The organism is Desulfosarcina sp., assembly GCF_041551955.1.
Lineage (GTDB): Bacteria > Desulfobacterota > Desulfobacteria > Desulfobacterales > Desulfosarcinaceae > Desulfosarcina.
In genome coordinates, this window is sequence record NZ_JBFELV010000138.1 from 1 (window position 1) to 10,940 (window position 10,940).

Sequence of the window (10,940 nt, forward strand, 5' to 3'; positions counted from 1 at the left end):
AACAAGATTGTAGAGTGTAGTCCTCATGCGAGGGCTAAACGACCGGACGTCACGGCTACCCCCAAAGGACCGTCATATGGCCAAAGAAAACGATATCGTGCTGATCCATTTTGAGGATCAACCCTTGAGCTTCGCCAGGATCGAAGAGATTCTTCCCGACAACAAACCAGACTGGTATCATGTGAAGCTGCTGATGCTTCAGATTCCGCTGCAGGTGGTCACCTGGATTCTGCGCGACCGGTACATCATGGGCGACGAGTTCACCATGAACGGAAAGCGAATGCGCCTGGAGCGTGTCGATTGCCCGGAAACCGAATCGGAAACGGACAATCTGCTCGAAGACATGCCCGGCAGTGGACCTTCACCCCCCAAAAACAAAGCCACCGTGATCTCCCTGGCCGACAAGCTGAAGCGATAACCGTTTTCAGGTTCAACGGTACAAGGGTTCAGCGGTTGAATGTCATTTCAAACCCCTATCGTTGAATCCTGTACAGAAGATGAACGGCAGTCTATCGTCGTTTAAATTGACCATGAAACGCACAATAAAGCAGATACTCTCCGTTTCCAGACGCACGGATATTCCCGCCTTCTACATGGCCTGGTTTATGGAACAGGTGGCCCGGGGAATCATCGATGTGGTCAACCCCTTCAACCAGCAGGTCAGGCAGGTGCCCGTAACACCGCAGCGGGTTCACACCATGGTGTTCTGGTCAAAAAACTTTGGCCCCTACCTGACCGGCCGTTACGGAGAGCAACTTCAGGCCATGGGTTATCGCCTGTTTTTCAACTTCACCATCAACTCGCGGTCAGCGATGCTCGAGCCGGGTGTTCCGGACCTGAATCAACGGCTTGGCCAACTCCGCCAGCTTTGCCGCCGATTCGGAAGCGCGTCGGTCCAGTGGCGCTTCGACCCCATCTGTCATTTCATCACCTCATCAGGCGCCATCGAGACCAATCTCGATGATTTCGAAACCATTGCAGCGGCAGCTGGGGAATGCGGCATCACCACCTGCACCACCAGTTTCATGGATCACTATCGAAAAGTTGGGCGGCGAACCCGGGACCGTATTCACTTTGTTGAACCGTCAGCGTCTGAACAGGTAAAAAATCTGTTGCACATGGAACGGGTGCTATCGCCCCTGGGCATTGGGCTGTACCTGTGCTGTGAAAAAAAGGCGCTCGCCCGGCTTCCCGCGGAATCTACCATCAATGCCGGGGCGTGCATTTCAGGGCGACGGATCATGGCGGTTCACGGCGGCAAGGTGTCCCAACGTCAGGACGCCGGCCAACGCAAAACATCCGGGTGCGGGTGTACCGTTTCCGTGGATGTGGGTTCCTACAGCCTTCACCCGTGCCACCACAATTGCCTCTTCTGCTACGCCAACCCTGCCTGCGATCGGAGGCGCTATCGATGAAAATTGGGTCGGTTAAAACAGACAACTTCACCGTGCTGGCACCGCTGGCCGGCATCACCAACCTACCCTTGCGATTGATGGCCAAAAAGGCCGGCTGTGGGTTGGTCTGCTCGGAAATGATCAGCGCCAACGGCCTGGTGTACGGGTCCGGAAAAACGGTGCAACTGCTGACCAGCATTCCCGAAGAAAAGCCCTTATCGGTGCAAATCTTCGGTTCGGACCCAGCCATCATGGCCGAAGCAGCCCGCATCGTTCAGGATTCCGGCGCCGACGTCGTTGACATCAATTTCGGCTGTTCGGTTAAAAAAATTCTCAAGGGGTGCTCGGGGTCGGCCTTGATGAAAGAACCGCCTCGGGCGCGCCGAATACTCGAATCCGTTCGAAAGGCGGTCACCATCCCCCTGACCATCAAGATCCGATCCGGTTGGGAGCCGTCCGGCAAGCAGGCCGTTGAAATCGTTCGGATGGCCGAGGACTGTGGGGTGGACGCGATCGCCGTCCACCCGCGCACGGCCACCCAAGGCTTCCGGGGAGAGGCAGACTGGTCCATTATCGCCGCGGTCAAAGATGCCCTGACCATTCCAGTGATCGGCAATGGGGACGTGACCACGCCGGCAGACGCATTGCGCATGATTAATGAAACCGGCTGTGACGGGGTAATGGTGGGGCGGGCCGCCATCGGCAACCCCATGATCTTCGGTGAAATCCTGGCAGCAGCCCAGGGCCGGCCGTCAACGGTTCCGAACGATGCGCAGCGCATCGACATGATGATGAATTACCTTCAGGACTCAGTGCGCTATCTGGGAGAAAAAACAGCTTGTCGAATGATGCGCAGCCGGCTGTGCTGGTTCGTGAAAGGCATGCGAAACGCCGGGCAGTTCCGTAATTCCATTCGGTTTATCGCTTCGGAAAGAGAGGCCACGGACCTGATCCGACAATACGCCGAATCAATCGAATCAGATCCTATCATGCCTAATTTCAGTTAGATCCACAGGGTCCATGCAGAAAGGGTAGGTTTTGGTTCGGGCCAAGGCCGCAGCGCCCTTGAAACCGCAGGCGTAGTAGCGCTACGTTGAGGATAGCGCTGACGCTTCACTACGTGATCAAGGGCGTGAGAACGCTGGCCGGAGCCGAAAGACGGCATTGCTGGATGGATACTGACTATCGCCCTGGGATCACGATACTGCCGGCCGGAGGTATTTCTCCGGAACCGGGTTTGCCGAAAGATTGCTGGGGTGACACCCGGCTGACGGTGAGTTCGCCGATTTTCAGTCCGGGGACGATGTAGCGCTGCCCGTCCAGGCCGGTCATTATTTCGCTGCCATCCAGCACGCTGAACCGATCCCCCACGTCGATGCCCACCTCGCCGCCGGCGGCGATGACGCAAGATCCACCCTCGATGGAAACCACGGCAGACGTCCACTGGCTCTCTTTGATGGCATCACCCATCCGCTCGCCCAGTGCTTCGCCCATCTCCTCGACCAATTCAGCCCAATCGTCTACCTGCACTTCCTGGCCGCTGCGGATGATTCCGGCTTGATCCTCGTCAATATCAATTTCATCGGTTATGATACCCAAGGCCAAACGAGCCCCCGTCGCCGCATCATAAACCACCGCCGCTGTCTGAACCTGAAGGCTGTAGGCCACATCCTTGAAAAACCAGAAACCCGTGTTCCGGGTACGCAGCCGCGTATCCATTAGCACGGGGCTCACCACGGCGTTGATACCCGCCTGCCGAGCGAGCGCCGACAGGGCAAATACATCGATGTCTCCGTTGGCGATTCGCGGCGGGTCCCACAAAAATGAGGGAACGTCGGACTTACCCGGCACCATCAGCAATGCCCCGGACGCATTCGATTCCAGACTTGAAATAAATGATTCCATAAACGGTGAAGCCACCTGTTCGCTCTTAAACATAGTGGCGTTGGAAAGCACCAGAACACCGACGGCTTTCCGGTATTTATCGCCGCCGGAAAAGTCACGAATGGTTTTTTGGTAGGCGGATCGGTAGGACGAGGAAATGCCGCATCCGGAAAACACCAACGCCATCAGCAGTGACGCCACCAGTCCGATTTTTTTCACCCCAGCGAGAGGAATCATGACGTCGCCTCGTAGCGAGCGCAGACCGTGGCGGTCAAACCGCCCCTTGATGTGAATTGCCCGGTGACTTCCATCATCTTGGGTTTCAGCACCTGCACCAGATCGTCGAGGATCCGGTTGGACACGTGCTCGTAAAACATGCCGACATTGCGAAACTGAAGCAAATAGTATTTCAAGGATTTCAGTTCGACAATCCAATGGTCCGGGGTATATCGGATATTGATGGTGCCGAAATCCGGTAGGCCGGTCATGGGGCAAACCGAGGTGAACTCAGGCTGGGAAATGGTGATGACGATATCCCGTTTGCCTTGGTAATGATAGTCGATGGGGTCCAGCACATCGGGGGTAACGATGTCCGGCTTGTCCACCTTGTAGCGGACGGTGTGATCATACGATTTCATGGGCCTCTCCAATCAGTTTCTGTTGGGGCTTCTTATTAAAGGATGGGAGAAACCGTGTCAAACGTTCTGTTTAACATAACCCTTCGCACAGTGGCCGCATCGGCCCACAGGCCGTGGTTGACTTCCGGCCGGGTTCCTGTTAACAGTTCAATATATTTAATAATATGATCCAAAAAGGCGGGTGATGATGAGAAAAACAAGCCAAGATGAGCAGATCCTTCGGGCCACCAAGGAGATCGTGGTCAAGTTCATAGAAACGGGACGGATTTCACCGACGGGATTTCCTGAGGTCTTCAAGACCATCTACCGGGCGGTGGATGAAACCGTGAGACAGTCGGCAGATCCGGTAACGGCGGACGAAAATGCCGGGGAGACATCCTGATCGACTGCCCGCATTTGCAAAGGGTTATCAGGCGCTGATCGGGAAGCGTAGATCAGACTGACCGATTACGGATGATGTTTCAGGATCCGAATACCGGGGCGATCTTGAAAGGGTTGTCGGCAGGTAGACCTTGCGTTTCACCTTAAAACGGGCAGGTTGGGCCAGGCTAATGGTCGCACAAGATGTCTGGCCAGCGTTATCCCGATGCATTTCAGGGCCAATGAAAAAGAGATTCACGCCGGGGAATGCGCTCCCCGTCGCGATTCCATATTTTGGTTGGAAGATCAGCGTGAAACTAAGATGGAAAATAGATCAACCGGGTATGTTGATTGTCATTGGGTTGGTTTTAATGACGGTGGTCAATAGCGGTGATTGTTCAGAAGAGAGTCCAGCTGTAAAGAATTATCGAATCAAGGCAGAATCAGGCGATCCAGAAGCGCAATCCATTCTGGGGTATATGTATCTGACGGGGGAGGGATCTGTTCTACAGGATTATACGATGGCGCTCCGTTGGTTCTCCAAAGCGGCCGAACAGGGAAATTGGTTTGCACAGTTTAAGCTGGGAGAGATGTATTATTATGGCGTTGGCGTCAATCAAAATTATACTGAGGCCTTAAAATGGTACCGTAAATCGGCAGCACAGGGGATAATGAAGGCCGAATTTTCTGTGGCAGAAATGTATCGGAAAGGTGAGGGGGGTGAACCGAATTATAAGTTGGCCTTGAAGTGGTATCAGGTCTCAGCCGAAAAAGGTTTCAGCGACTCTCAATTTCGCTTGGCCGAAATGTATCATGAGGGAATGGGTGTCCCTGTCGACCAAAGGAAAGCATACGTGTGGTTCAGCATAGCTTCAACGGAGAGCCAAGAAAAAGGCCATCAAGAAATTCAAGCCCAGGCGAGGGCTGCAATGGGAAACTTAAAAACACAGATGACGCCTGAACAAATTTCTAAAGCTGAGAGAGAGGCAGCGGTGATGTGGAAAAAATTACAGAAACGAAATAGTCAGACGCCGATCAAATAATAAATCATCAGGGTGAACCGAGCGCCTGGGGCCAGAGGTAGTAAAAACCGGCATCAAGGGAGAGCAGGTCGCCAATGGGACCCATGTCCACCACCGGCGTTGGTTTGGCCTGGGTGCCGCTGGTGAGGGTATTGTATAGGTTGTCGTTGGGATATTCGGTTCGCCGGTAGACGACCACCCGGGCATCGGCTGCTATTGCGGCGAGAGCGCTGGCCTCGGCGATGGCGTCCTGGAGATAGCCGATCTTGTCCACCAGACCCGCTGCGACGGCGGCATCAGCCAGAAAAACCCGGGCGTCGGCAACGGTGGCCAGGCGTTGGCCGTCAAGTCGCCGGTGCTGTTTTACCAGATCGACAAACCGCTGGCCCAACGTATCGGCCAATCCCTGCAGCATGTTCTCCTCTGCCGGTGTTATGGGTCGGAACGGCGACCCCATGTCCTTGTTCTCACCGGATTTGTTCACCCGCACGTCCACACCGATTTTTTCCATGAACCCCGACACCTGGGGCCGCATTAGAATCACACCGATCGACCCAGTAACGGTGGTGGGATGGGCCATGATGACATCCGCCGGCAAGGACACGTAGTAACCACCGGAAGTGGCCAGATTCATCATACAGACCACCACTTTCTTGCCGGTGCGCTGTTTGAATGCAACAATCTCATGATAGAGAATATCGCTGGCCGTTGTGGTGCCGCCCGGGCTGTCGATCTTGAACAGCACGGCCTTGACACGGTCATCCTTTTCAGCTAGTCGCAGATGGGAGACGACTTCCTGTACCGGGCTGGGCATCGTCCGCAGGGCCCGGCTTTTAGAAGAATCAGTGATGACGCCGGTGATGGGGATCACCAGGATCTTATCTTCCGCCGTACCGTCCAGCGTGATCTCCCGCAGCGGGTCTGAGGCATCGGAAAAGAGGGTGATACGTGGGGTGGCGCAACCGAAGAAGAATATGGCGATCAACATCGTTGATATAAGCCAGATTGATTTTTTCATGTCAGCCCTTCCTAAACACTGGCCGCCCGATTGCGGCGGCATGGAAAATTAACATTCAACTTGTTTGATGAACACGTAAAAACCGCACTTTCGACGGATGCGCATACAGCCCGAGATCAAGGCTTGCGAAGCCCGCGGAATGAGGCGTATTCGTGATACTCCGCAGTGACGAGGGATGAAGCACAACACAGATATCGGGCTTTATACGCATCCGCTATGTTAGTGGGCTTCGGCCCAGTTTTGTCCAATGGCCATGTTGACTTTCAAGGGAACGACCAGTTCCCACACGGTCTCCATCCCCTGCCGAACCAACGCTTTGGCTTCGTCGAGCTCATCCGGCGGCACCTCGAAGATCATTTCATCATGCACGGAGAGCAGCATGACGGTTTTCATCTGTTTTTTGCGCAGTGCCCGGTGCACACCGATCATGGCCAGTTTGATCAGATCCGCGGCAGTGCCTTGGATGGGGGTGTTGATGGCGGTGCGCTCGGCGAACAGGCGCACGTTACGATTGGTGCTGGCGATGTCCGGAAGCTGTCGGATACGACCCAGCAGTGTGCTGGTTTGTCGGGTGTCGTGGGCGGTCTGGATGGTTTTATCGATAAACGCCTTGACGCCCTGGTAGCGGGCAAAATAATGGTCGATATATGTCTGGGCCATCTTGTTGCTGATCTCCAGCTCCCTGGCCAGCCCGTAGGCACTCATACCGTAGATAATGCCGAAGTTGATGGCCTTGGCCTGACGGCGCAGCTCGTCGTTGATCATCTGAGGGAAAACCTGAAAGACCTCGGTGGCCGTCCGGGTGTGAATGTCCTCGTCATCTTTAAACGCCTGGATGAGGATCGGATCCTCTGAACAGTGGGCCAGAATACGCAACTCGATCTGCGAGTAATCGGCCGAAAGCAACTGCCAGCCCTCCCGCGGAACGAAGGTCTTTCGAATTTCCCGGCCCTCTTCCGTGCGGATGGGACTATTCTGCAGGGTGGGGTCGCTGCTGCTCAGCCGGCCGGTGGCCGCCACGGTCTGGTTGAAAGAGGTGTGGATGCGTCCGGTTTCCGGGTGGATCATTTCCAACAGGGCATCGGCATAGGTGGACTTGAGTTTGGCCAGGGTCCGGTGGCGCAAGATCAGTACTGGCAGATCATGGCTGCGGGCCAGCGTCGTGAGCACCTCCACGTCGGTAGAATAGCCGGTCTTTTTCTTGGTTTTTTTCTGGACCGGCAGGTTCAGTTTTTCAAACAGGATACGCCCCAATTGCTGTGATGAATTGATATTGAATGCCTCACCAGCCATATCGTAGATCTGCTGTTCCAGGACGTCCAGCTGCCCGGCAAAGGATCTTGACAGGTCACGCAGCCGGTCCCGGTCTACACAGACACCGGTCATTTCCATCTCCAACAGCACCGGCAGCAGGGGCATTTCCACATGCTTCATCAGGTCTGTCAGCCCGTTTTCTTCGAGCAGCGGAACGAATATATCGCGGGCGGCCAGGGTAATGTCGGCATCCTCGCAGGCATAAGGGATGGCCTTTTCCAGAATCACCTGGTCGAAGGTGACCGCAGCTTTGCCCTTTCCCGCCACCTCGGCGTAGGTGATGTTCTTATGGCCCAGGTAGTCCAGGGCGATCTGGTCCAGACCGTGGGCCCGCTTGCCGGGATCGATCAGGTAGGACGCCACCATGGTGTCGAAATTGACCCCGGCCAGGTCGACGCCGTGGCGGCGCAGCACCATCCAGTCATATTTGATGTTCTGTCCGATTTTTTCGACGTCCGGGTTGGCCAGAACCGGTCGCAGTCGCTCCAGCACCGTCTCCAGAGAAAGCTGTTCGGGCGCGCCCAGGTAGTTGTGCCCCACGGGAATATAAAAAGCCTCGCCGGGGGTCAGGCAAAAGGAGAGCCCCACCAATCGCGCCTGCATGGGATCCAGCGCAGTGGTTTCCGTATCTATCGCAAACCGTTTGGCGCCTTCCAGGCGGCGCACCAGGTCATCCAGGTCTTCCGCGCTCATGATCGCCCGGTAGTGGCGCTCGACCGACTGGTCCTGCGAGGCATACTCCTGCTGCAGCTGTCTGAACTCCAGCTCTGCAAAGAGCCGGGTCAGCGCTTCGTCGTCGGGCGTTTGGGTTTTTAATCGGTCCGGGTCGAATTCGACAGGCGCACGCCGTTCAATGGTCACCAGTTCGCGGCTTAACAGGGCCTGCGCTTTGTAATCGATCAGATTCTCTTTCTGCTTTTTCTTGGTGATGGTGTCGATTCCGCTGTAGACCGCATCCATGCTGCCGAAGGTTTTGATCAGGTCCACCGCCGTCTTCTGGCCGATACCGGGAACACCGGGAATGTTGTCCGCCGTGTCACCGGACAGTCCCATGACGTCAATCATCTGCCGGGGCTCAAGGTCGAAGGCCTTGCGGATGGCGGCGGGATCGAGGATCTTGTCTTTCATGGGGTCCCAGATGGTGCAGCGGTCGGTGACCAGTTGCATGAAGTCCTTATCCCCGGTGACCATGACCACGCGAAATCCGTTCTCCTCCGCACGGCGGGCCAGCGTGCCGATGAGATCGTCGGCCTCGTACCCCTGCATCTCGAACACGGGAATGTTGAACGCCTCGGTGACCTTTCGGATCCAGGGCAGCTGCTCGACCAGGTCGTCGGGCATGGGCGGCCGGTTGGCCTTGTAATCGGCATAGCGGTCATGGCGAAAGGTGGGGCCTTTGGCATCGAAAAACATGGCCACATAAGCGGGGGAGCGGTCCGCCATCAGCTTGATCAGCATGCGGGTAAACCCGAAGGTGGCATTGGTGCGCAGGCCGCTGCTGTTGGAAAGCCCCCGCACCGCATGGTAGGCCCGGTAAATGTAGGCGCTGCCATCGATCAGGTAAAGCGTCGGGGTTTCCTGCTCCAGGTTCGATTCAAATTGCGTTGACACGAAGGTGCTCCTGCATTAGTTAGTGCCCATCCGGAACCGGCATCTTTCGCCCCAGGCCTGCGTTCTCGCTCGATTGAAATCCTCGACGTAGAGCCACTACGCCTGTGGTTTCAATTTTGCTGCGGCCTTGGCCTGAACCAAAATCTACCCTTTCCGGATGGGCACTAGTTGATGTCGTTTCGGCACGTAGGGCGCATGGTAGCACTAACCGTCTTAAACGACAAGACTTCAGATAGTTAGCAATAAGCGATGAACCATACTGCAAGCCCTGAAGCCAGCCGGTCCCGGCGACGGCGGAAAGGACCGAAAACCTGCCACTGCTGCTCCAAAGCAGTTCCCTTTTGCTGGAGCTGCCGCTGCGGTTTCCAGATCTGCCAGGCATGCATGCAGGAGAATGTGTGGGGCATGTCCTGCAACGGCATCACCTGGCAGTGTCCGGATTGCGGCGGGCAGAACGGTTTCGGGAACCAGTAGATGCATAGACAACACCTGAAATCCGATTTACTCTTCCTGCTCAGCGCCGTCATCTGGGGTTTTGCCTTCGTGGCCCAACGCATGGGCATGGACCATGTGGGACCGTTCACCTTCAACGGCATCCGCTTTTTTCTCGGCGCCATGGTGCTGGTTCCATTTATTTACCACAACCGAAAAAAACAACCCACGACAAGTGGCCAGATCCGGAACAGACGCCTTGTTTTATACGGCGGCCTGGCCGGGATGGCCATCTTCGCCGGCGCGTCCCTGCAGCAGGTGGGGCTCGTTTACACCACCGCCGGTAAAGCGGGATTCATCACCGGCCTTTATGTGGTGATCGTACCCATCATGGGGCTATTGTGGGGTCAGGGCACCCATGCGGGAACGTGGGGCGGCGCATTCATGGCGGCCGCCGGCATGTACCTGCTCAGCGTCAACGAAGACCTTTCCATCTCATTTGGGGATCTGTTGGAATTGATCGGAGCCATATTCTGGGCCTGCCACATCCATCTGATCGGCTGGCTCTCTCCCAAAACGGATTCCCTGCAACTGGCCTTCCTTCAGTTCATGATGTGCGCCGCGGCCAGCCTGATGACAGCCCTGGTCGTCGAAAACGCCAGCCTTGCCGCCATTGCCGCCGCAGCCCTGCCCATCGTCTATGGCGGCGCCCTGTCCGTGGGGGTGGCGTACACCCTCCAGGTGGTGGCCCAACGCCACGCCCACCCGGCCCATGCCGCCATTCTGCTCAGCCTCGAAGCAGTGTTCGCCGCCGTGGGCGGATGGCTGATCTTGGGAGAAGTGATGTCAAGCAGGGGAATCGTGGGGTGTTCTCTGATGTTTGCGGGGATGCTGATGTCACAGCTATACGGATTGGTAACCAAAAAATAACCAGACAGCGGAATTTTTTTTAGACCGATTCTATCGATACGGCGATATTCAACAACGGTTTTTGGGTCCGGCGTGCAATCGCTGACGGTCGGTGTCGTCGGACGGCTCATTCGCCAGGCTGAATCCGTCGGGCCAGTCTGCGGGTTATTTCGTCAAAGAAGCCGAAGAAAAAGTGGTCGGCACCGTCGAGTACATCCATGGGGGCATCGGGGTTCCATCGGCCCATCAACGGGCGAACCATGCCCGGTGGGGCGATTTCATCACGGCTGCCCGCAACCACCACCGATAGCATCGGCAGGCGAATCCGTTCCTCGAAATCGATGAACGCCACCGGGGG

The 10,940-nt window shown here is 56.1% G+C and carries 11 protein-coding genes and 1 pseudogene; 7 read left to right on the top strand and 5 right to left on the bottom strand.

Features of this window, described 5'->3' with window-relative positions:
- The first annotated feature begins 76 nt into the window (after positions 1–76).
- The 3 genes from ABYV26_RS12185 to dusB all read left to right on the top strand — a co-directional run bounded on the left by ABYV26_RS12185 (position 77) and on the right by dusB (position 2,401).
- A complete protein-coding gene (locus tag ABYV26_RS12185) occupies positions 77–418 on the top strand; it encodes a hypothetical protein (RefSeq protein ID WP_372681348.1) in 342 nt (113 codons plus the stop codon).
- Between the two features lie 112 nt (positions 419–530).
- Complete coding sequence (locus ABYV26_RS12190; RefSeq protein WP_372681350.1) at positions 531–1,415, top strand: DUF1848 family protein; 885 nt, start codon at positions 531–533, stop codon at positions 1,413–1,415.
- A complete protein-coding gene (gene dusB / locus ABYV26_RS12195) occupies positions 1,412–2,401 on the top strand; it encodes a tRNA dihydrouridine synthase DusB (protein ID WP_372681352.1) in 990 nt (329 codons plus the stop codon). The genes ABYV26_RS12190 and dusB overlap by 4 nt, the downstream gene beginning before the upstream one ends.
- Before the next feature lie 175 nt (positions 2,402–2,576).
- Here the strand turns inward: dusB and ABYV26_RS12200 are convergent, their stop codons facing one another.
- The gene (locus tag ABYV26_RS12200; protein ID WP_372681354.1) at positions 2,577–3,515 is read right to left on the bottom strand and encodes a hypothetical protein; all 939 of its coding nucleotides are present in this window, start codon (positions 3,513–3,515) and stop codon (positions 2,577–2,579) included.
- Positions 3,512–3,916, bottom strand: a complete 405-nt coding sequence (gene queF, locus ABYV26_RS12205) for a preQ(1) synthase (RefSeq protein ID WP_372681356.1) — start codon at positions 3,914–3,916, stop codon at positions 3,512–3,514. Before queF ends, ABYV26_RS12200 begins: the two co-directional genes overlap by 4 nt.
- A 187-nt stretch (positions 3,917–4,103) precedes the next feature.
- Between queF and ABYV26_RS12210 the strand changes: the two genes are divergently transcribed.
- Both ABYV26_RS12210 and ABYV26_RS12215 read left to right on the top strand, forming a co-directional pair.
- Positions 4,104–4,298, top strand: a complete 195-nt coding sequence (locus ABYV26_RS12210) for a hypothetical protein (protein WP_372681358.1) — start codon at positions 4,104–4,106, stop codon at positions 4,296–4,298.
- 169 nt (positions 4,299–4,467) lie between these two features.
- Positions 4,468–5,319 carry a tetratricopeptide repeat protein gene (locus ABYV26_RS12215; RefSeq protein WP_372681360.1) on the top strand — a complete coding sequence of 284 codons (852 nt, stop codon included), beginning with the start codon at positions 4,468–4,470 and terminating at the stop codon, positions 5,317–5,319.
- A gap of 7 nt (positions 5,320–5,326) precedes the next feature.
- On the opposite strand, the gene sppA is transcribed toward ABYV26_RS12215, so the two are convergent.
- Both sppA and polA read right to left on the bottom strand, forming a co-directional pair.
- Complete coding sequence (gene sppA, locus ABYV26_RS12220) at positions 5,327–6,316, bottom strand: signal peptide peptidase SppA (RefSeq protein ID WP_372681361.1); 990 nt, start codon at positions 6,314–6,316, stop codon at positions 5,327–5,329.
- Positions 6,317–6,535: 219 nt separating this feature from the next.
- On the bottom strand, positions 6,536–9,241 hold the full coding sequence (polA, locus tag ABYV26_RS12225) for a DNA polymerase I (protein ID WP_372681363.1): 2,706 nt from the start codon (positions 9,239–9,241) through the stop codon (positions 6,536–6,538).
- A 249-nt stretch (positions 9,242–9,490) separates the two neighbouring features.
- On the opposite strand from polA, the gene ABYV26_RS12230 reads away from it, so the two are divergent.
- On the top strand, positions 9,491–9,715 hold the full coding sequence (locus tag ABYV26_RS12230; RefSeq protein WP_372681365.1) for a hypothetical protein: 225 nt from the start codon (positions 9,491–9,493) through the stop codon (positions 9,713–9,715).
- Positions 9,716–10,603 carry a DMT family transporter gene (locus tag ABYV26_RS12235; RefSeq protein ID WP_372681367.1) on the top strand — a complete coding sequence of 296 codons (888 nt, stop codon included), beginning with the start codon at positions 9,716–9,718 and terminating at the stop codon, positions 10,601–10,603. It begins immediately after the preceding gene.
- 106 nt (positions 10,604–10,709) lie between these two features.
- Here the strand turns inward: ABYV26_RS12235 and ABYV26_RS12240 are convergent.
- Positions 10,710–10,940, bottom strand: a pseudogene (locus ABYV26_RS12240) (hypothetical protein); the annotation flags it as partial.